This is a genomic window from Sporosarcina sp. YIM B06819, assembly GCF_033485175.1.
In the GTDB taxonomy this organism is placed as follows: Bacteria; Bacillota; Bacilli; order Bacillales_A; family Planococcaceae; genus Sporosarcina.
In genome coordinates this window covers 103,272-125,760 of sequence record NZ_JAWLIQ010000008.1, presented here as the reverse complement: position 1 = coordinate 125,760, position 22,489 = coordinate 103,272, and the positions used below count along the sequence as shown (strand labels likewise).

The 22,489-nt window shown below is 40.1% G+C and carries 15 protein-coding genes; all 15 read left to right on the top strand.

Going from position 1 to position 22,489, the window contains the following annotated elements; all coding sequences use genetic code 11:
• The first annotated feature begins 11 nt into the window (after positions 1-11).
• Positions 12-1,682, top strand: coding sequence for a DUF4091 domain-containing protein (locus R2B72_RS06850; protein ID WP_318615684.1), 1,671 nt, complete (start codon positions 12-14; stop codon positions 1,680-1,682).
• Positions 1,683-1,992: 310 nt separating this feature from the next.
• Positions 1,993-3,255, top strand: a complete 1,263-nt coding sequence (locus R2B72_RS06845; RefSeq protein WP_318615683.1) for an alpha-L-fucosidase — start codon at positions 1,993-1,995, stop codon at positions 3,253-3,255.
• Positions 3,256-3,285: 30 nt separating this feature from the next.
• A complete protein-coding gene (locus R2B72_RS06840) occupies positions 3,286-4,344 on the top strand; it encodes a Gfo/Idh/MocA family oxidoreductase (RefSeq protein WP_318615681.1) in 1,059 nt (352 codons plus the stop codon).
• Positions 4,345-4,496: 152 nt separating this feature from the next.
• Positions 4,497-6,866, top strand: a complete 2,370-nt coding sequence (locus R2B72_RS06835; RefSeq protein WP_318615679.1) for a glycoside hydrolase family 95 protein — start codon at positions 4,497-4,499, stop codon at positions 6,864-6,866.
• A 30-nt stretch (positions 6,867-6,896) separates the two neighbouring features.
• Complete coding sequence (locus tag R2B72_RS06830; protein ID WP_318615678.1) at positions 6,897-8,042, top strand: Gfo/Idh/MocA family oxidoreductase; 1,146 nt, start codon at positions 6,897-6,899, stop codon at positions 8,040-8,042.
• A gap of 87 nt (positions 8,043-8,129) precedes the next feature.
• Positions 8,130-9,875 carry a beta-galactosidase family protein gene (locus tag R2B72_RS06825; RefSeq protein ID WP_318615677.1) on the top strand — a complete coding sequence of 582 codons (1,746 nt, stop codon included), beginning with the start codon at positions 8,130-8,132 and terminating at the stop codon, positions 9,873-9,875.
• Positions 9,876-9,919: 44 nt separating this feature from the next.
• Positions 9,920-10,786: a metallophosphoesterase family protein gene (locus R2B72_RS06820; protein ID WP_318615675.1), complete on the top strand. Its 867-nt coding sequence runs from the start codon at positions 9,920-9,922 to the stop codon at positions 10,784-10,786.
• A 73-nt stretch (positions 10,787-10,859) separates the two neighbouring features.
• A complete protein-coding gene (locus R2B72_RS06815; RefSeq protein WP_318615674.1) occupies positions 10,860-12,821 on the top strand; it encodes a hypothetical protein in 1,962 nt (653 codons plus the stop codon).
• A 26-nt stretch (positions 12,822-12,847) separates the two neighbouring features.
• Positions 12,848-13,678: a glycoside hydrolase family 16 protein gene (locus R2B72_RS06810; RefSeq protein ID WP_318615673.1), complete on the top strand. Its 831-nt coding sequence runs from the start codon at positions 12,848-12,850 to the stop codon at positions 13,676-13,678.
• 30 nt (positions 13,679-13,708) lie between these two features.
• Complete coding sequence (locus R2B72_RS06805) at positions 13,709-15,049, top strand: sialidase family protein (RefSeq protein WP_318615672.1); 1,341 nt, start codon at positions 13,709-13,711, stop codon at positions 15,047-15,049.
• Positions 15,050-15,071: 22 nt separating this feature from the next.
• A complete protein-coding gene (locus tag R2B72_RS06800; protein ID WP_318615670.1) occupies positions 15,072-15,425 on the top strand; it encodes a glyoxalase superfamily protein in 354 nt (117 codons plus the stop codon).
• Positions 15,426-15,766: 341 nt separating this feature from the next.
• Positions 15,767-16,906, top strand: coding sequence for a DUF2264 domain-containing protein (locus R2B72_RS06795; RefSeq protein WP_318615668.1), 1,140 nt, complete (start codon positions 15,767-15,769; stop codon positions 16,904-16,906).
• A gap of 417 nt (positions 16,907-17,323) precedes the next feature.
• On the top strand, positions 17,324-18,439 hold the full coding sequence (locus tag R2B72_RS06790) for an ABC transporter ATP-binding protein (RefSeq protein WP_318615667.1): 1,116 nt from the start codon (positions 17,324-17,326) through the stop codon (positions 18,437-18,439).
• A 13-nt stretch (positions 18,440-18,452) separates the two neighbouring features.
• Positions 18,453-21,431, top strand: a complete 2,979-nt coding sequence (locus R2B72_RS06785; RefSeq protein WP_318615665.1) for an extracellular solute-binding protein — start codon at positions 18,453-18,455, stop codon at positions 21,429-21,431.
• Entirely contained in the window at positions 21,421-22,416 is a 996-nt protein-coding gene (locus R2B72_RS06780; protein WP_318615664.1) for a sugar ABC transporter permease, read from the top strand. The genes R2B72_RS06785 and R2B72_RS06780 overlap by 11 nt, the downstream gene beginning before the upstream one ends.
• The last annotated feature ends 73 nt before the right edge of the window (positions 22,417-22,489 follow it).

Genomic DNA, 22,489 nt, shown 5'->3' with positions numbered 1-22,489 from the left:
AAATGATCATAATGACGATAGTAAATCAGAAAATGGACACACGTTGTTTAAGTTCATTGGCAAAAGTATTTGCAGATGAGGAAATTGTGGATTCAGTTTTCAACAAAGCTTCGGCTTTATTAAATGAAACCTATTCTTTTCAAGTTGCCTATCGCGTAAACGATAAGCAAGTAGAAAATTTGACCATCCGAATCGAAAGTGATTTACAAGACTTGATAACGAGTAGGGCTGTAGGGCTTGCACCTTCACAATTTCCTATTTATGCCGATCATGATGAACATGTATTAAGGACAACACCGGGTTTATTTCCAGATCCATTGTTGCCATTAGAGAATAATCAATTGTCTATCGTTCATGAGCAATGGCACGCGGTGTGGATGACAGTCAAACTTAACGCGGGCGTATCGCCTGGGTTACATCCTATTAGCGTACTATTTGAATCACCATCTGGAGATGTACTAGGAGAAGAAACGTTTGAACTTGAAGTGATCCCAGCATTGCTGCCAGAGCAGCAACTCACTTGTACTCATTGGTTTCATAGTGATTGTATAGCAACGCAATATGATGTGGAGGTATTCAGTGAAAGACACTGGCAACTGATTGAACAATATGTTGCGACGGCGGCTGATCATGGGATGAATATGTTGTTAACGCCATTATTTACGTTACCACTAGATACTGAAATAGGTGGAGAACGTCCGACAGTGCAATTGGTGGATGTAGAGAAAGATGGCGACGACTACTCTTTTGGGTTTGATAAGTTACTTCGATGGGTCCAAATGGCTACAGAAAGAGGAATTAAATACATTGAGTTTTCACATCTGTTTACCCAGTGGGGCGTAGCGCATGCACCAAAAATCGTAGCCTATGAAGATGGTCAATTAAAGAAAATATTTGGTTGGGAAACAGAAGCTCAAGGGGAACAGTACCGACAATTTTTGATGCAGTTTTTGCCTAGTCTAGTTGATTTTATTAAACTACATCAACTCGAAGAACGTGTGTATTTTCATGTGTCGGACGAACCGAGTATAGAATCATTGGATGCTTATAAAAAGGCTAGTGATTTACTCCATCGTTATTTATCTGACTACCCAATCATCGATGCTCTGTCAGATTATCAATTTTATGAACAAGGACTTGTGAAGAAGCCGATTCCTGCCAACGATTGTCTTGAAGATTTTTTACAACATGATGTACCCGAATTATGGACGTATTATTGCTGTGCACAATACAAAGAAGTATCCAATCGTTTTTTCTGTTTTCCATCTGCCCGTAACCGCATAAGTGGGATGCAGTTCTATAAATTTAATATTGCTGGTTTCTTACATTGGGGCTATAACTTCTGGTATTCAAGACAGTCAAAGAGTCAAATCGATCCATTCAACAATACAGATGCAGACAAAGGTTTCCCATCAGGAGATTCTTTTCTAGTTTATCCTGGAGAAGATGGTCCGATTGAATCGATCCGATTAGAAGTGTTTTATGATGTGCTACAAGATTTAAGAGCATTGCAGTTGCTAGAAAAATTAGTCGGTAGAGAAAGTGTCATCGAATTACTTGAAGGGACACTAGAAAGCCCAATTACTTTTAAAGACTATCCTCGCGACAGTGAATTGTTGTTGGCAAAACGTGAAGAGGTCAATCGAGCTATTTGGGAAGCACATAAAGCAATTGCGGATTAATAATTAAAAATTCGGATAACCATTGACGAAGCAAAATCACCATGTTATATTATCATTCGATTAAGTTAATTAGTTTAATTAACTTAACTGCCTTGAGATGGCTTTCATCAAATAGTTGGCAGTATTAGCGTTCGATGAAAGCGGTTCCCCAAGAGGAACTGTATCGGAAATTGGAGGAGATGTTTGATAAATATTTGGTATATAAAGCTAGTATCATATTAATCTATTTCCACTTTCAAAAGACTGAACATTTATAACTATGAGGAATTGGAAGCGCTTATGACCATGTTGCATTATTTGGAGGATGACAATGATAACAGAACAACGGTTAAAACCAACAGCAAGACAGCTTGAATTTCAAGATTGGGAGTTTGGATTGTTTATTCATTTTGGATTGCGGACTTTTTATGAAGGGTATGTTGATTTTGATGAAAGATCCATGTCTCCAACCGAATTTAATCCAACTAATTTAGATTGTGGCCAATGGGCAAAAACGGCACAACAAGCGGGCATGAAATACGCGGTGTTGACTGCGAAGCATCACGATGGATTTTCCAACTGGCCTTCTCAGTATACAGATTTTTCAGTAGCACAGTCACCGTGGAAAGATGGACAAGGAGATGTCGTTCGAGAATTTGTCGAGCAATGCCGACAGTATGATATTAAGCCTGGCCTATACTATTCACCTTATGACGGTGCAGCAGATTTTTACAGCAACAAAGACCCGAAAGCCTATGACGATTATTTTGTCAATCAAATTACTGAGTTGTTAACCAATTATGGTGATATTAAAGTGTTGTGGTTTGATGGTGCGGGATCTGAAGGGCATGAATACGATTGGAAACGCATTGTGACGACGATTCGTACATTACAACCGAATATCTTGATTTTCAATATGGCGGATCCAGATTTTAGATGGGTTGGCAATGAAGATGGTATTGCACCAATTCCATGTTGGAATGTTGTCGATAATATTGATTATTCGATTTATAAAGATGAGCAAGAACAATTAGCGAAAGACCTATGGTTGCCGGCGGAATGTGATGTGCAAATGCGCGCTAACTGGTTTTATAGTGATAGCGATGAACATACGGTGAAGAGTTTAGAGGAGTTAATGGGTCTGTACTATCACTCTGTAGGTCACGGAGCTAATCTACTCCTCAACATTGGTCCAGATCGAGAAGGGTTACTGCCGAAAAAGGATGAGCAACGTTTACTAGAGTTTGGAGCAGCCATCAGCAAACGTTTTGCTAATCCACTTGCGACATTAAAAGATTGTCAGTTGCGAGAAGGTAAGTGGGAGTATTGGGGAGAGAAATCTCATTTGATAGACCACATTGTAATAGAAGAAGATTTAACGAATGGTGAAAGTGTTCAGCAATTTACCATTACCGTTACGACAGCGAAAACGCAGCGGCCAACGACGATTTATCATGGTATTAATATCGGGCATAAAGCGATTATCAGAGTTCCGCCGATTCGTGTAAAAGGAGTCACGCTTGAAATTACGAAAAGTGATGGTGAGCCTATCATCAGAGAAATGTCACTGTATCATGTAGGCGAGCAGTTTTAAAAATCGAAAACATTATAGGGAGTGGAAAAAATGTCAAAATTAAGAATTGGTGTTGTAGGTGCAGGTTCATTATCAGAAAGTCACTTGGGTGCTTATAAGAATAATCCCGATGTCGAGTTAATTGCCATCTGTGATTTGATTGAAGAACGAGCACAAGCGAAGGCGAAAACGTACGATATTGAGAATGTCTATACGGATTATCATGAAATGCTGAAAAACCCCGAATTGGATGCGATTAGTGTTGTCACTTGGAATAATACACATAAGGAAATTTCAATCGCAGCTCTTGACGCAGGGAAGCATGTTCTTTGTGAAAAGCCACTTTGTATGAACCATGAGGAAGCGTTAGAAATTAAAGCAGCTACAGAGCGTAGCGATAAAAAGTTTATGGTTGGCTATGTTCGCCGCCATGCTTCGAGTGCAATTGTATTAAAAGAATTCATCGATCAAGGAAAGTTAGGTGAAATCTATTATGCAAAAGCATCCATTTTACGTAGACTTGGAAATCCTGGTGGTTGGTTCTCTGATAAGTCACGTTCGGGTGGCGGTCCACTAATTGATCTTGGTGTGCATGTCATTGACTTGTCGTGGTATTTGATGGGCAGACCGAAAGTGAAATCAGTCAGTGCTAATACGTACCATAAACTTGGAAATCGCTCAAACATAAAATCATTATCGTTTTATAAAGCGGCTGATTATTCCCCGGAAAATAATGTGGAGGATTTGGCCAATGCTTTAATCCGTTTTGACAATGGAGCCTCTTTAATGGTAGATGTCAGCTTCGCTTTGCATATCAAAAATGATCAAAGCGGAGTCACAATTTTTGGGGATAAAGGTGGAGCAGAAGTAGAACCGAATTTAACAATTGTTCATGAAGCGAATGATATTATTTTGAATAGCTCGCCACAGATTAGTAACCCTCATTTTGAATTTGGCGAAGCATTCCAAAATGAAATCAACCATTTTGTCAACTGCTGTCTAACAGGAGAAGACCCAATTGGTGGCATTGATGATGGTGTAGAAATGATGAAAATATTAACTGCGATTTATGAATCGGCAGACAAACAACAAGAAATCGTATTTGACTAATGGCTAATCTAATAAGGTAGTTGTTTAAATAATGGCTGAAAAGAAAAGAAAGTCGACTTCTAGACTTTCTTTTCTTTTATAGTCATAAGCAATGCTGTAATCATTTATTCGATAGGTCTACCAATATTGGATAACGTTAGGGAGAAGATAACATGAATATACTGTCATACAAACGTGCAGCAGGAAAGTGGACAGAAGCTTTGCCATTGGGGAATGGCCGGATAGGCGCAATGCACTTTGGGGGAGTGGAGGTCGACCGCTTTCAATTGAATGAAGATAGTTTATGGTCAGGTCCACCAAGAAATAAAGCGCCGCAACAGGATGTAGAATCTCTTCAAAAAGTCCGAAAGTTGATTGATGAAGGGCAGTATGAGCAGGCGGCTGATGAAACTAAAAATATGTTTGGTCCTTATACGCAAGCTTACATGCCTTTAGGGGATCTAACAATCACATATTTGCATGGCGCAGTGGCGAAGGGCTATAAGAGAGAGCTAGATATTAAACAAGCACTTTCGAGTGTCGAATATACAGTCGGACAAGTGACGTATAAACGGGAGGCTTTTATTTCCCAGCCACATCAAGTATTGGCGATTGAATTAACGAGTTCTGTAGATCACCAACTAAATGTAATGATTACACTAGATAGTTTATTGAAAAGCAAAACGGTACATATGGACGAAGAATTAGCATTACAAGGCATATGCCCGGAAAGATGTGCACCTGTTTATCATGACAGCAACGAGCAACCGATTCACTATGGAGAGATGGGTGAGAGTAAAGCCATCCATTTTGAAGGTAGGCTAGGTGTTACAGTTGAGGGGGGACAAGTAGAATCATGTTATGGCAAACTTTCTATTCAACATGCGACGAAAGCCGTTATCTATTTGTCAATCGCGACATCTTTTAATGGGTTTAATCAGCAGCCGGGTAAAGATTTCAATGTGCTAACGGAGAAAAATCGACTTTGTTTATCAAAGGCGATGAGTCTACCATATGCGCGTTTAAAACAAGCGCATATAGAAGATTATCAAAATCTTTTCGACCGTGTTGAGCTGTCTATTGGCCATGAACGGGCTGAAAGCTCACTTGATACAGATGAAAGAGTTCATAAATTTGGCACGGATGATTTAGGAATGGTGGAGCTATTATTTCAATACGGTCGTTATTTAATGATAGCTGCTTCACGGGAAGGGACACAACCAACAAATTTACAAGGGATATGGAACGACTCGACACGACCACCTTGGTCATCTAACTATACGCTAAATATCAATACAGAAATGAATTACTGGCCGGCTGAAATCGCGAATTTAGCTGAATGTCATCAGCCTTTATTGCATGCGATTCAAGAGTTATCCGTGAATGGGCACCAGATGGTTCGTGAACGCTACGGCATGAAAGGTTGGACAGCCCATCATAATACGGATGTCTGGAGACATGCTGAACCGGTTGGTGGTGATCGAGAAGGAGATCCAATTTGGGCTTTTTGGCCAATGTCAGGACCATGGCTCTGTCGTCATCTTTGGGAGCATTATATGTTTTCACAAGATCGTACTTTTCTAGCGGAAGAAGCACTCCCTATCATGAAAGGAGCAGCAGAATTTTGCCTAGATTGGTTAGTTGAAGATGGTAATGGCTATCTACTTACGTCGCCATCGACATCGCCTGAACATCTATTTCGATCAGTAGATGGTCAAATTGGTTCTGTGACGAAAGGTGCCATGATGGATCTGCAAATCATTTGGGATCTATTCACAAATAGTATAGAGGCTGCAGCAGTTCTTGGTATCGATGATGAGTGGGTTGATCAAGTAAAGACAGCGAAAGCGCGTTTGTATCCGCTGCAAATCGGTCAACAAGGTCAATTACAAGAATGGTTGAAGGATTATGCTGATGTTGAGCCGCAGCATCGACATGTTTCCCATTTGTATGGTGTGTTTCCAGGTAACCAAATTTTTGGGGGTACCTTGTTAGAGGCAGCTCGTCAAACGTTAAATATACGGGGAGACGACGGTACTGGCTGGAGTCTCGGTTGGAAAATGAATCTTTGGGCGCGGTTGAAAGACGGAGAACGAATTTATGGCTTGCTGCAAAAATTATTTAACATCGTTGGCGGGAACATTGAATTTGTTGTTGGTGGGGGATTGTATCCAAATCTTCTTGGTGCACATCCACCATTTCAAATTGATGGGAATTTCGGCTATACAGCAGGCGTCATTGAGATGATTGTCCAATCGCATCAAGGCTTTGTTGAATTACTACCAGCTCTGCCATCGACATGGGCTAAAGGAACATTGGCTGGTGTCCGTGTGCGTGGTGGATTTGAGATAGATGTCGTTTGGGATCGCATGAAAGTACGTGAACTAACAGTTACATGTACAGCGACTAATCGCTTTGTTTTGAAAACAACTGGTACGGTCTTGCTTCGTGAAGAAGGGCAACAAGACAGGGAAGTCGGCGCTGTTGATGGATTGATAGCACTGCAGATGTGTGAAGGTCAAACATACAGTCTACGATTTTAAATAACCTATTGGATAAAAAAGGAGAACCTTATGAAACAGGTAAGAATGGGCATTATCGGAGTTGGTGGAAGGAGTTCCATCATGGAATACTGGCATAAACCAAGTGGTGATTCGGTAATTGTAGCAGCGGCGGATGTGTCGCGCGCAAGGCTAGAACAATTTAAACAAAGCGTGAATAACGAAGCATTTGTTACAACTGATTATCACGAGTTATTAGCCAGGGAAGATATTGATGCGGTTGCCATTTTAACACCCGATTTTTTGCATGAAGAACATGTCATCGCAGCGCTACAAGCGGGTAAGCACGTCTATTGCGAAAAACCACTTGCTATAACCGTTGAAGGTTGCGACCGTATTTTAGATGAGGAAAAGAAATCAGGCAAACATCTCATGATTGGATTCAATATGCGTTATATGAGTATGTATCAAACGATGAAAGAAATTATTGATTCTGGTGTGATTGGCGATATCAAAGCAGTTTGGGTGCGACATTTTGTCGGGCTAGGTGGCTATTTTTATTATCATGACTGGCATGGAACTGCGGAAAACACAACCTCACTGCTACTTCAGAAAGCGTCCCATGACTTTGATATTATTCATTGGTTGACAAGTAGTTATGCGACAAAAGTATCTGCATTTGGAAGTCTAGATTACTATGGTGGGGATCAGCCGAATGATCTACACTGTCCAGCTTGTAATAAAAAAGATACTTGTCCGGAAGTTAGTTTAACGGGGCTGACGCAATGCGCATTTAGGAAAGAAATCGACGTGGAAGATAATAGCATGGTCATCATGGAATTAGAAGGTGGCATTAAAGCGTCTTACATGCAATGCCATTTTACACCTGATTACTCGCGGAACTATACGTTTATTGGGACAAAGGGGCGTCTCGAAAATGATGATGTGAATGATAAAATTTATGTAAAAACGAGAAAATCTGGATCATGGCATGAGATGAGTGATATTACGTATAACATGAAGGATTTACCGGGAACTCATGGTGGCGCGGATCCTCGTATTTGCCAAGATTTTATAGCCCTTGTGTTACACAATAAACAACCACTTACAACTACTTTTGCAGCACGTATGAGTGTTGCGGTGGGGTGTGCGGCAACAGAATCCATCAGATCAGGCGGTAAAATGTTGGAAATTGATTTAGGACGACACGAATCATAAGTAAAAGAGCTATAGGTGTTTATTTGCTTACTATAATTCTATTGATTGTTTGATAAGTGCTAAAACTACTAAAGGGAGTCGTTCATTTTGACAAAATTAAAAGTTGAAGAAGGTCAATTTATTTTAAACAACGAACCTATCCAGTTTATTTCTGGGGCTATTCATTACTTTAGAGTTGTACCTGAATATTGGGAAGATCGTTTACTCAAATTAAAAGCCTGTGGGTTTAATGCTGTTGAAACGTATGTGCCGTGGAATTTGCATGAGCCGAAGGAAGGGCAGTTCAATTTCGAGGGGATTGCCGATATTGAAGAATTCATTCGCATTGCGGGGCGTATTGGACTACATGTCATTGTCAGACCTAGTCCTTATATTTGTGCAGAATGGGAGTTCGGAGGCTTACCATCATGGCTCATGGCAGACAGTAACATGAGATTAAGATCCTTTTATGAACCATATTTAGAGAAAGTGGACAATTATTATGATGTATTACTTGGCAAACTAAAGCCTCTTTTACAAACCAATGGTGGACCTATTATTGCCATGCAAATCGAAAATGAGTATGGCAGTTTCGGCAATGATAAACAGTATTTGAATTATATTAAAGATGCAATGATTGCAAGAGGAATCGATGTTCTACTATTTACATCGGATGGTCCTACCCACTTAATGCTTCAAGGTGGTACTGTCGAAGGAGTATTAGCGACAGCCAACTTCGGTTCAAATCCTACGGAAGCATTCCAAGTCCTGCAACATAATTTCCCGAACACGCCTAATATGTGTATGGAATTTTGGAATGGCTGGTTTGACCATTGGGGAGAAGAGCACCATGAACGGGGACCGGCTGATACAGCTAATACCCTAAATGAAATACTGGAACGCGGGGATTCGGTTAACTTTTATATGTTCCATGGTGGTACAAACTTCGGTTTTTATAACGGTGCTAACTATGGAGATAATTATCAACCAACTGTGACGAGTTATGATTATGACTGCCCTGTAAGTGAAGCGGGTGATATTACGCCTAAATATCTTGCGGTGCGTGATGTGATTGCCAAGTACAAAGATATTGGAGAATTACAATTGCCAGAGCCGATTGCAAAAATGAATTATGGTGCAGTGAAGATGATAGTGTCGGTTCCATTATTCGATGCTTTAGGAATGATTAGTAATCCTATTCGAAAAGCTAATCCAGAAACAATGGAGAAGTTGGGGCAAGATTACGGTTTTACACTGTATCGTACGTTTTTAAAAGGACCGCATAGTAAGGCACCTTTAAGCATTCAACATGTTCGTGACCGTGCGCTAGTGTTTGTCGACAAGGAATATCTAGGTGTCATCGATCGCTGGGAGAATCAAACCATTTCCTTTGCGGTACCAAAAGAAGGCGTGCAGATTGATATTTTAGTTGAAAATATGGGCCGTATCAATTATGGACCACGGATGATGAATGAGCCAAAAGGTATTACGGAAGGGGTCCGATTCGACTATCAATTTTTATTCGATTGGGAGATCTATCCTTTACCGATGGACAATTTGCAATCCCTTTCATTTAATGACAACAAGGAACAACAAACTGGCCCTGTATTTTATAAAGGGACATTTGAAGTAAATGAAGTTGGCGATACATTTGTGGAATTGCCAGGATGGGTGAAAGGTTTTGTTGTTGTCAATGGTTTCAATATCGGTAGGTACTGGGAAAAAGGACCACAAGAAACGTTGTATCTCCCAGGTCCACTGTTAAAAAAAGGGGATAACGAGATTGTGATTTTTGAATTGCATGCGGCAAAACAGCTAGAAATCTCGTTAATAGATACACATAAGCTTGGCTAAAATAATGGATTTTATGAAGTTCTAGCTTTACAGGGGGATTATACATGACAAAACCCATATTTTCTTTTTCAGTAATTAGTGATGTTCATATTTCGGAGAAAGATGTAGGTGCTCACCAAAAGCTCGTACATGCGCTACAAGATTTGCAGCAAATAGTGCCTGACTATGATGCCATTATTGTCAATGGCGATATGATTAATGATGGTAGGGAAGAAAGCTACGGAAAATTGACAGAGTTGTTAGATGAACATCTTCAAAAAGAAGCTTTTTTTGCAATCGGCAATCATGAATTTTTTAATAATGATGGCAACGAGGCAGCTATCCAACGCTATTTCAAATTCGCGGGTGTCGACAGCGTATACTACGAGAAAATAATGAAAGGAATTCCATTCATTTTCTTAGGCTCGGAAGGTGCGGGACCTATGGGATCACCGACTCAGGATTGTGCTGTATTATCGGAGACACAATTGGATTGGTTGGATTCCAGGTTGAAGAAACATGCCCAATCAGCAGGACCTATTTTTGTATGTCTACACCAACCTATTCCTTATACAATATCGGGGACAGACCATCCTCATTATCAACAGTTGATCATCTCGCATAACAAATTGGTCGAACGATTAGCTAACTACCCACAAGTCGTCTATTTCTCAGGGCATAGCCATTGGGATTTACGGATACCAGGATTATTTTTGCGCAAACAATTTGCTATGGTAAACACTGGGGGCGTCTATAATACATGGGGGCTTGACGCCCAAGGGAATGAAGTTGTGATTGATGCTCATGGCAGCCAAGGCTTATTTGTGGAGGTATATGCAGACAAAGTCATTATCAAAGGACGTGACTTTGCTAAACAACAATGGATTGAGGAATTCACACATACAATTATTGTTAATGAACAAAAGAACTGAAAGTACGGTGTACCCCTGTTGGCAATCCAACTATTTTCTAGTAGTTAAGAAAACGGTAGATTGGAATGAAGATATGGAACGGGAAAACGTAGTAGAGGAAATCGAAAAATGTAATCAAAAAATTAATGTTACACATTTTGGGGCCGATCCGACGGGCATATGCGATAGTACGGAAGCCATTTGGCGAGCATTTGAATCGGCTAAAGAAATGCAAGGGCTAGTCGTGATTGATTTTCCACATGGGATTTATCAACTTCACAAAGGAACGGCCCAAAAAAGAAACTACCATACGTCTAATACCGATAGTATGAGGTATCCACTAAAGCACATCGCCTTATTATTAGAAGGGCAAGAACAAGTAATCCTCAATGGAAATGGCTCTCAATTTATGATTCACGGTGACTGTATGGCCATAGCGATTGTACGCTCAAAAGAAGTATACCTGTACAATTTCTCATGGGATTTTGCGGTACCTACGACAGCTGAAATGACAGTCGTTGCTATTGGGGAAGAGGATGGAAATCAATATACGGACTTCTCAATCCCTTCTTGTTTTTCATTCTCAGTAGATGACAATGACAGGGACGTTACATGGACTAGCGAACTTGATCCAGTAAGTGGCGAACACTATTGGACAAACAAAAATCAAAAAGACGCAGAGATTATTGTTTGTTACCATCCGGATAAAAACATAACGAGAAGTTATGTGACGGACTTAGGACCATTGTCGGAAAGAAGAAGCAAAGTCATTACGTTGAATGATTCAATGATCCGTGTTTTTTATGGGGATAAGCGTCCTTTACTCCATCAACAAGATGTGATATTTGAAATTCGTCCGACTTCTAAAAGGGATACGGCGGGGGCTTTTATTTGGGAAAGCTCAGAAACCTTCATCGAGAAAGTGGCTGTTCATTATATGCATGGCTTCGGCTGGCTGACGCAAATGTCTCATAACGTTTCCTATATCGATTGTACATTTAAGACGAAAGAAGGCAGTGGCACTTATACTTCAAGTTTTGCTGATTCCATTCATGTGTCAGGAGCTAGTGGACATATTCAAATAGAAGGATGTACATTCAATCATGCGCACGACGATGCCATCAATATCCATGGAACTTTTACGCGTGTGGAGGAACAAATCGACGACCGGACATTACGACTTCGTTATGTGCATAGACAGCAAGGCGGATTCCCGCAATATTATTGTGGGAATCAAGTCGTGTTTTATCGGCGGGACACATTAGCGCCAGTAATGGGGCTTGAAAAGCAGTTTACTGTAATCGCTGTCAGTCATCCTGGAGAAGAAGGAAATGACCTTCAATCAATGACGGTCACTTTCGATCAATCAATACCAAGTGAATTACTAGCGTGCATCGATGGGGAGCCCTTGGTGGTCGCTGAGAATGTAACGTATACGCCTTCGGTTCATATTAAAAACAATCATTTTGAGGCTATTCCGACTAGGGGAATTCTTTGTACAACCCGAAAAAAAGTTGTGATTGAACATAATACCTTTAGGCATATGGCATTAGATGCGATATTTATATCGAACGATTCACAAGATTGGTATGAGTCTGGGCCTGTTCGAGATGTGACGATTCGCTCAAATACATTTTTTGTCCCAAAGGTTGGGCGTGCTGAGGCGAGAAATGCTGCTATTCGTATTCATCCAATCACGAAAGGCAATACATTCCCGTCCTATGATCATGCCATTCATCAAAATATTCGAATCGAAGACAATCACTTTTTTATGGAACATGAGTCTGTACTCGTGGCCAATAGTGTTAATCAACTCTACTTTACGAATAACAATGTATATGCGTATAAGCCTAACAGAAATGAGGCATTTGCTAAAACGATTGTTGGTGAGTTAGTAGAAAAAGAGTATGCTCGAAAAACATTTGAATTGACGGCTTGCCAGCAGGTAAATATTAAAGCCAACACATTTGAAGGAAAGTATCGGCCATCCCTGTCTTATGTTCAAATGCAAGCCGAGAACATAAAGGAAGATCTGTTGCTTGGAAATGAACAATGAAGAAAATACGGACAGGAGAAAAAATTATGCCGAAAATAAATGGACGAAGTCATCGAGGCATATGGCTTGTATTCCTTTCATGTTTACTGATAATTGCCGTCCTTTCAGGTTGTGCAAGTGCACCTATTTCGAAAGATGCGGAGGAGTCTGGAGTGCAGGATCCAACAAAAGATAGTGAGAAAAAAGGCTGGACGCTGACATTTGAAGATACGTTTACTGGAGAAAGCTTGGACAATGAAAAATGGCAACATGCACCTGAATGGCAAAGGCATAACGGACAATGGTCTAATCAGGATGCCTATCTAAATGGTGAGGGACAGTTGGTTATTCAAATTAGCGAAAGAGACGGGCAATATTATTCTGGGGCTATCCGTTCAATGGGCCTATTTGAGCAAGCATATGGCTATTATGAAATACGTGCCCGTTTGCCCATTGAAGAAGGATTGTGGACTGCATTTTGGCTGATGTCTGACTCTGTGCATCTAGTCGGGAATGAAGGAAAAGACGGCACAGAAATTGATATATTTGAATCGCCATTTGCTCGCTATAACGTAATAGAGCATGCGTTACATTGGGATGGCTATGACAAAGACCATAAAAGTAAAGGGACATCGATTACGGTGCCCGAAGCTTATGAAGATTTTACAACATTTGCGTTGGAGTGGAATGAAGAGGAATATATTTTCTATATAAATGATGTGGAAACTTGGCGAAGTTCTGCGGGAGGCGTGTCACAAGTACCTGCTTATTTAAAAATTACTGCTGAAGTTGGGGACTGGGCCGGCGATATAACAAAAGCTAATTTACCTGCTCAAATGCTAGTCGATTATGTACGTGTTTATGAAAAAGAACAGTAGAAAATATTAAAAAATGGAGGCGTTTTAGCAATGGCGAACATTGAGACACAAGCAATATTTTATCCAAACTATGGAGGTTCAAAAGCGTATCGAATTCCATCTATGATTACGACGCGTAAAGGAACAGTAATTGCAGGAATTGATGCAAGAATAGTGGATCAGACTGATAACCCGAACCAAATTGAAATCGCAATTCGACGTAGTGAGGACAATGGACAGACTTGGGATCCTATTCAAAAATTAGTTGCGTTTGCTGGAGAAGGACTAGATGGAGCTGCTGCAATTGATTCGGCGCTGCTAGAAGACAAAGTAACCGGTACAATTTATATGCTATATATGCATACACCAGGTGGGATTGGATTATGGGCAAGTGAAGTAGGAATGGGGTTCAGTGCAGATGGCCGTCGCAAACTCTTTGACAATGAAGGCAGGACGTACTTGCTGTCGGCAGACGGTACTGTACATGACCTGGACGGTAATGTAATGGATTACACCGTCGACACAGAGGGCTATGTATTCAAAGGAGACGAAGCACGTGGCAATATTTATTATAAAAAAGGCATTGATCCCAATGAAAGTTTGCTGGAAGCTAGAACATCATTTTTGCAAGTGATTGAGAGTCAAGATGATGGTCTAACGTGGTCAAAACCAAAAGAATTGAATCCAATGGTAAAAGAAGAATGGATGCGTTTTATTGGATCGGGTCCTGGCTGCGGGATTCAGTTACAGCATGGAGAACAAGCGGGTAGATTGCTGTTTCCTATTTACTTTTCCAATCCATCTGGACATATGTCATGTGCTTTAATTTATAGTGATGATAGTGGGGCGACATGGCAGCGCGGCACATCTCCGAATGATGGGAGAGTCATCGATGGAGAACGATTATCTGCAGAAACTCTCTCGGAGCATAATCATATGTTGACAGAATCACAGGTTATTGAGTTGCCGACTGGAGAACTTCGCTATTATATGCGTAATCATTTTGGGCTACAACGAACAGCCATCGCGACGAGCACGGATGGGGGAGAAACGTGGGGAGAAGTTACATTTGATAACACTTTACTCGATCCAATTTGTCAATCGAGTGTTGTGCTATATCCAGATCAAGGAGATGGGAAAGTGCGTGTACTTTTTGCGAACCCTGCTGATGAACAAACAAGGATACATGGAACGGTTCGTTTAAGTGAAGACGGCGGACAGACATGGCCGTATAGTAAAGTGATCGAAGAGGATTATTATGGGTATTCATGCCTGACAGTTTTGGCCAATGGCGAAATAGGTGTTCTCTTTGAGCGTGTGTATGATTATGATAACTGGAATAACATGGACATTCAATTTGGGACATTTACGCTAGATTGGTTGAAAGCATAGTTGGTATTAAGGGGGTGGATGAATGGTTATTCCGATTTTACGGATATTTGATCTTGAAAAGGCAAAAGACTTTTATGTCAATTTTTTGGGCTTTACGTATGATTGGGATCATCAATTTGAAGATGGATTACCTGTGTATTGTCAGGTTTCATTGAACGATATCATTTTACATTTATCTGAACATCATGGCGATTGCTCACCAGGAGCAGCTATTCGTATTCAAGTACAAAATGTTGCGGACTATCACCGTTCATTGCCGAAAGACTATCGTTTTGCAAGGCCGGGTATTGAACAGGCTCCGTGGGGGACTCCTGAAATGACCGTGACCGATCCTTTCTTTAATCGATTAATTTTTTACGAGGCAGTTGAATTGTGAAATATCTTGTTAAAAATCGTAGGAATAAGAGCTTGCGTGGCTCAAAGGATTAATTGTGATGGAAAAAAACTCATAGATGCCGTGTATCCAGCCCTTATCAAGGAGGAAATAGAGCAGTTAGTAGAGCTAGTTTCCACCATCATTGTCGGGCTAGGAAGTTATTTGGGATTTAGCTATTTTACAGGCAGGGCGGATTGTGATTTGATGAGGAACTACTAACGGAGTGTAAGTGTTATTTACACGGTGAATCGTTACATTGAGCCATTTCATAAAAGAAAAGTGAAATTGTATAGTAATGTATGCTCACTATCCACTACATCCACAAGAAAAGGGCTGAAAACATGGAAAGAAATGATGACCGCGCCTATTGGCTTCACATAATGAATCTGATGGCAAAGCCGTTATTAAATGCCTTGGCGAAGGAACAATTAAGAATCCAAATGCCACTAGAAGGACAAACGACAGATAGGCAACGTTTCAGTCACCTTGAAGCCTTCGGTAGACTCGCATGCGGAATTGCACCTTGGATTGAACATGGTCCAACAGATGGTGTCGAAGGCGAATGGAGAGAACAATATGCGTCATTGATGAGGCGTGGAATCGAGGTCGCAACGAATCCGAAATCCCCTGATTATATGAACTTTTCAGACGGCGAGCAACCGATTGTAGATGCGGCATTTCTCGCCCACGCGATTGTACGGGCACCTAAAGAGCTATTTACCAAACTATCACCAATGGCCAAGCAAAATTTAATTGAAGCGTTGCAGATGACTAAAAATAGAAAGCCCTTTTTTAACAATTGGTTATTATTTTCTGCAATGATTGAAACGGCTTTATTTATAATGGGTGAATCATGGGATCGAATGAGGGTAGATTATGCTTTAAAACAACATGAACAATGGTATGTAGGCGATGGTATGTATAGCGATGGGCCACAATTTCACATGGATTATTATAATAGTTTTGTGATCCAGCCAATGTTGGTTGACATTATTAAGACACTGAAAAGCCAGTCTGCTGATTGGGATAAAATGGCACCTAAAGTTGATAGACGTGCAAAAAGATTTGCTACTATTCAAGAAAGGATGATTTCACCTGAGGGCGCTTTTCCAGTAGTAGGTAGATCCATCGTTTATCGAATGGGAGCATTTCAACATTTAGCGCAAATGGCATTACAGCATAATCTCGATGAAAGGCTACAACCTGCCCAAGTGAGATGTGCACTCACATGCGTCATGAAGCGCATGATGGAGATGCCAGCCACATTTGATGAAAATGGATGGCTTCGGATTGGTTTTTGTGGACACCAACCCGAACTTGGTGAAGCATATATTTCTACAGGAAGTTTATATTTATGTGCAACGGTATTGCTACCACTTGGGTTACCAGAACAAGATCCATTTTGGCAGGGGCAAGCAGAATGGACATCAAAAAAGGCGTGGTGTGGAAAGAAAGTACCTATGGATCAGGCTTTGTCATAGGAATGTATAGAAATAATCAATCATTTTACCCGGCCATTTACACGCGAAAATGGTCGTTTTTTACGATTTTTTTGTTGATACGTAGAAGAAAAAAGGTTTAAAAAGAAACCACAAGTCTACAAAATTCGTGTGTGTTATTAGATAATTCGAATGAAAAAGTAATCTTCACACCAAATTCATAAACAAAAAGGTAAAGTAGTAGAAAGAGGTACGAGCACTTTACAATACCTTGTTGAGTGGTTGATGAAAACTAACCTACATCAATAAACCAAAGGTAAGGGGTATTATACGACCAAATTTTTCCTATTCATTTTTATTGTATGCGCTTCCACATTGAGTTTTATATAGCGTATCCAAATGAATGAAAGGTATTAAGTGTTAGACAACTCAAATAGTGAACCTTTAGGAGGGAACTGCATGTCAGGAATATTGTTAAATAATGTATCAAAGCGTTATGGGAAAGAGATGGAGTATTCGGTGAAGAACTTCAATTTAGATATTGATGACCGAGAGTTTTTAGTTTTTTTAGGTCCTTCTGGTTGTGGAAAATCAACAACGTTACGAATGGTTGCAGGTCTTGAAGATATTACAGAAGGAGAAATTTACATTGGTGATACCCTCATCAATAATCATCCCCCAAAAGATCGAGATATTTCTATGGTATTTCAAAACTACGCTTTATATCCGAATCTAACGGTCTATGAAAATATTGCATTTGGGCTACGCATTAGAAAAATTCCCAAGCATGAAATTGATAGTGCAGTAAGGAAAGCGGCAAAAGTTCTTGAAATTAGTAATTTTCTTGATCGTAAGCCAAGTGATTTGAGCGGTGGGCAGCGACAGCGTGTTGCACTAGGTAGAGCGATTGTTCGAAGTCCAAAAGCCTTTTTGCTGGACGAACCACTATCGAACTTAGATGCTAAGCTACGCGGGCAAATGAGAGAAGAAATTGTCAATATCCATCGTAGAATGGAAGTAACTTCTATTTACGTGACACACGATCAAATAGAAGCAATGACAATGGGTGATCGAATTGTGGTTATGGAAAAAGGGGAAATCCAACAAGTAGATACGCCAGAAATGATTTATAGTCGACCAAAAAATATGTTTGTTGCCAAATTTATTGGGAACCATCCGATGAATCTATTCGAAGGGCGCATTGTAGAAGATGAGGATAAGATGCTGTTTATAACTGATACCTTTAAATTACAACTAACAGATCGACAAGCGAAAATGATGAGAGACCAACGCGTCAAGCCAACTGTCTACATGGGTATAAGACCTGAACATGTTAGCTACGAACCTTCGATATTAGAAAGATCCCCGCTATCTATCATTAATGGTGTGCTGGATTTTGATGAGTTTGTCGGCTCAGACCGTTATTATCATCTATTATCACACGAAAAACAGAAATTATCTGTTCGTGCCAATCCAAGATATCGTTACGAAGAGGGCGATAAAGTAGTTGTCGGCATTGACATGGAACAAGCTCTGTTTTTCGACAGAGATACAAAGGAACTAATGGAAGATTGAATGGAGGGAGAGAATGAGACGTCAATTGGGAGGAAAAGTCACTAATAAACTAGTGTTACTGTCACTTGTTTTTGTTCTGATTATTAGTAGTACATTGTTTACGGTACCGCAAAAATCGACGGCCGCTGGCTTGGAAGAAAATAAGTCGGAAAAATCGCCGCTTGAAGCTGAAGTAGAATTGGAGCCTTATCTCTATGAAGTGAAGCAACAATGGGCAAGCGAAGGCATTCCAAATGGAAAACAACATGTAACATTCGCTGCGAGTGAATTCGCAGCAAAATCAGCAGAGTCGAATATTACAATCGGATCATACAAAGGAAAGAATGAAGCTTTACTCTGGTCTACTCCGGGTGGTTGGGTTGAATATGAATTGGATATGGCGCAAGAAGGGTTATATCAAATTGATGTAGATTATATTCCCTTTTCACAAGAAGATGGAGGAAGTAAGCAATCTGTTATCTTTGGCGCAGAAATTAATGGTGCTTATCCGTACAGAGAAGCTCGTTCTATTGAATTAAGAAGAGAATTTAGAGACCTAGACGTTCATTATGATAAAAGTGGTAACCAAATTCGGTCGTTAGTTGAAGAACTGACAGATTGGAAAACAACGGCTCTCCGAGAATCAGGTGGTGCAAATGTTGAACCACTAGTGTTCCACTTGAAACAAGGAACAAACAAAATTCGCTTATTTACATTACGTGAGGCAGTGGCATTTAAGTCATTTACAGTTAAACCTCTCTTGTCATTTAGTGATTATGAAAATGTCAAGAAAGACTATCCGACTAAATCAACAGCGACAGATAAAGTAATTAAGATTGAAGCGGAGAACTTCGCGAAGAAAAACTCTACTTCGATTCAAGTACAATACGACCGTGATCCATTAACAACGCCAGAATCACTGAAAACGATTAAGTTTAATACGTTGGGTGGGATGAGCTGGTTTGAGGGAAAACAAGCAGTTACCTGGGAGTTTGAAGTTCCAGAAGACGGCGAATACAAAATCGCATTTAGAGGGCTACAAAACTACCGTAAAAACTTATCGGTCTTTAGAACATTTTATCTGGATGGAGACATTCCATTCGAAGAAATGAAACAGTACCAAATTCCATATGCGACTAGCTGGCAGGAAATTGTCCTCGGCGATGGAAGTGATCAACCTTATTCATTTTACTTAAAGAAAGGCAAGCATACGCTTACTTCTGAAGTAACATATGAACCTTTTGTTCCTTTATTGATTGAAATTGATAAGGTTTCGAAAGAAATTGGAGCGATAGCGAAAGAGCTTCGACTGGCTTCTGGTAATCGCGAAGATAGTTTTAGGGTTTGGGATATTAAAAAAGAATTACCTGGAGTTACTGAGAAATTGGAGGCAATGGGGAAAGAGTTTCAGCAGATGGCCCAACAAATGATCGATATCAATGGTGAAACAAGTAATGTTTCGCAAGCATTTGAATCTTTAGGTAGGGATATCGAGGCGTTGCTTAAAAAACCCAACGAAATTCCAAATAAGCAAGTTACGGTAGGGAAATTGCAAGAACGAGTTGAAAGTCAAAGACAAGAACTCATGAATGGTCCATTACAAATCGATAAATATTATGTAGTACCAGCTGGAAAAGATTTTCCCCGTATGACTGCGAATAAAATAGAGAAATTAAAAGGCATATTTAATTCTTTAGTCTATTCTTTTTCTGGACAAAATGAATTAGCAGGACAACAAGAAGAGGAACTGAACGTTTGGATGATGTGGGGACGAGATTATGCTGAGGAACTTCAACAACTTGCTGATCAACAGTTTACCCCGAAACACGGCATTAAAGTAAATGTCAACTTAATCCAAGATAAAAACTTACTAATTTTAGCGAAAGCTGCCGGCATCATGCCGGATGTGGCGTTAGGTGTTCCGGCTGATATGCCATTCGAAATGGCACTGCGTGGCGCAGCGAAAGATATTTCGACATTACCGGGAGCACAGGAAGTCATTGATAATTATGCACCAGGTGTGTCACTACCATTCTTTTATGATGGTGGTTATTATGGTCTTCCTGAAACAATCAATTTCAAAGTCCTTTTTTATAGGAAAGATATTTTGCAGCAAATGGGGCTAGGCATCCCGGATACGTGGCAAGACGTCTACGATATGATGCCGACGTTACTGCAAAATCAAAGTAATTTCTATGTAGATCCAAAAGATTTTTCATATATGTTATACCAAAAGGATGTTGAATTATATAGCGAGGACGGTATGTCTTCAAGGCTAGATCAAGCCAATGCATTTAAGGCATTTGAAGAATGGACAAATCTATTTAATCTACGTGGTATGGATAAAAAAGTACAGAGCTTCTATCAACAATTTAGAAAAGGTGGCTACCCAATTGGGATAGCTGATTTTAATCAGTATATGCAGTTACTTGTTGCAGCACCAGAGATTCTTGATGTTTGGGGAATTGCACCTATCCCAGGACATATCAATGAATCAGGAGAAGTTGTTCGCTGGGCTGGAGGTACAGGACTTGGAACGACGAGTATGATGCTATTTAACGATACTTTAGAAGAAAAGCAAAATATTGCTTGGGAATTCATGAAGTGGTATGCATCTGCAGAGACACAAACTGAGTTTGGTTTGAACTTGGAGCAGTTCCGTGGCGAAACATTTCGATGGAACTCCGCAAACATTGATGCATTTGCTCAAATGCCGTGGAGACAAGCAGATTTAGATGTTATTTTAAATCAGTGGCAATGGCTGAAAGATATTGCCAATGTCCCAGGTGGGTATATGACGTTAAGACAGTTAGATTTTGCTTGGAACCAAACCGTCATAGAGACAGGGAATCCAAGAATCGAACTTGAAAAAGCAGTAAAAGAAATCAATCGTGAATTAAAGAGAAAACAAAATGAATTTAATTTACTTGGAAAAGATGGCGAACCAGTACATTCTTTAGATCTTCCAGTGATTAAAGAACCATGGGAAGGGGCGAAACGATTTGAACAATAGCCTTGAGAAGAACGCAACAACTGTCAATACGCAAAAAGTAGAACAAAAGAATGGTCTAAATGAAAGAGTAGTAAACTGGACTAAAAAGTTGAAAAATGATGTATGGAAGCACCGTTTATCGTATCTGTTTATCGCCCCGTTTATCATATTGTTCGTAATATTCATACTTATCCCAGTTGTAACAGCAATTGGGTTAAGTTTTACCTATTTCAACTCCATCGAATTCCCTTCGTGGGTAGGCTGGCTAAACTATCAAACATTATTTTCACAAGACATTGTGTTACTTCAAAATGTCTTACCGAATACCTTTAAGTTTTCTTTGTTTGTAGGTCCCGTTGCTTTCGTTCTTTCATTTTTGTTGGCATGGTTTATAGCGCAACTTCCGAACACATTACGCATGGTTTATGCACTCGCAATGTACGCTCCATCGCTAGCAGCGGGAGTTGCAATGACCGTGGTCTGGCAAGTTATGTTTACGGGGGATCGGATTGGTTATGTCAATAGTTTCCTCTTAAAATGGGGATTTGCTACTGAACCAATCATCTTCTTAGAAGATCAAGCATGGCTATTAAATATTATGATTGTTGTTGCGATATGGTCGAGTATGGGAATCGGTTTTTTGGCCATGTTGGCAGGGCTACTCGGTGTGGACAAAGAACTGTATGATGCGGGAAAAGTGGATGGTATATCGAGTCGTCTACAAGAGATTTGGTATATTACAGTTCCTTTAATGAAACCACAATTGTTATTTGCGGCCATTATGTCAATTGTACATACATTGCAATCTGGAAGTTTGGGTGTGCAGCTTTCGGGCTCCAATCCTACGCCTAACTATGCGGGGCAAATTATGCTCAGCCACATTGAGGATTATGGCTTCATTCGTTATGAATTAGGATACGCAAGTGCCATTTCAGTTGTGCTATTGATCATGATGTTCTTTTTAAGTAAAATCTTTAGTTATATTTTAGAGGAAAAGGGTGACTAATAAAATATGGAGACTCTTAACAAAGTAGGCTCAAACCTAAAATGGAAATTTGCTAATTTTATGCGAGAGTTTA

Bases quoted from the DNA above. Each gene is read 5' to 3' on its own strand.
- R2B72_RS06850 (WP_318615684.1), top strand. From the start codon at position 12: ATGACGATAGTAAATCAGAAAATGGACACACGTTGTTTAAGTTCATTG.
- R2B72_RS06845 (WP_318615683.1), top strand. From the start codon at position 1,993: ATGATAACAGAACAACGGTTAAAACCAACAGCAAGACAGCTTGAATTT.
- R2B72_RS06840 (WP_318615681.1), top strand. From the start codon at position 3,286: ATGTCAAAATTAAGAATTGGTGTTGTAGGTGCAGGTTCATTATCAGAA.
- R2B72_RS06835 (WP_318615679.1), top strand. From the start codon at position 4,497: ATGAATATACTGTCATACAAACGTGCAGCAGGAAAGTGGACAGAAGCT.
- R2B72_RS06830 (WP_318615678.1), top strand. From the start codon at position 6,897: ATGAAACAGGTAAGAATGGGCATTATCGGAGTTGGTGGAAGGAGTTCC.
- R2B72_RS06820 (WP_318615675.1), top strand. From the start codon at position 9,920: ATGACAAAACCCATATTTTCTTTTTCAGTAATTAGTGATGTTCATATT.
- R2B72_RS06815 (WP_318615674.1), top strand. From the start codon at position 10,860: ATGGAACGGGAAAACGTAGTAGAGGAAATCGAAAAATGTAATCAAAAA.
- R2B72_RS06810 (WP_318615673.1), top strand. From the start codon at position 12,848: ATGCCGAAAATAAATGGACGAAGTCATCGAGGCATATGGCTTGTATTC.
- R2B72_RS06805 (WP_318615672.1), top strand. From the start codon at position 13,709: ATGGCGAACATTGAGACACAAGCAATATTTTATCCAAACTATGGAGGT.
- R2B72_RS06800 (WP_318615670.1), top strand. From the start codon at position 15,072: ATGGTTATTCCGATTTTACGGATATTTGATCTTGAAAAGGCAAAAGAC.
- R2B72_RS06795 (WP_318615668.1), top strand. From the start codon at position 15,767: ATGGAAAGAAATGATGACCGCGCCTATTGGCTTCACATAATGAATCTG.
- R2B72_RS06790 (WP_318615667.1), top strand. From the start codon at position 17,324: ATGTCAGGAATATTGTTAAATAATGTATCAAAGCGTTATGGGAAAGAG.
- R2B72_RS06785 (WP_318615665.1), top strand. From the start codon at position 18,453: ATGAGACGTCAATTGGGAGGAAAAGTCACTAATAAACTAGTGTTACTG.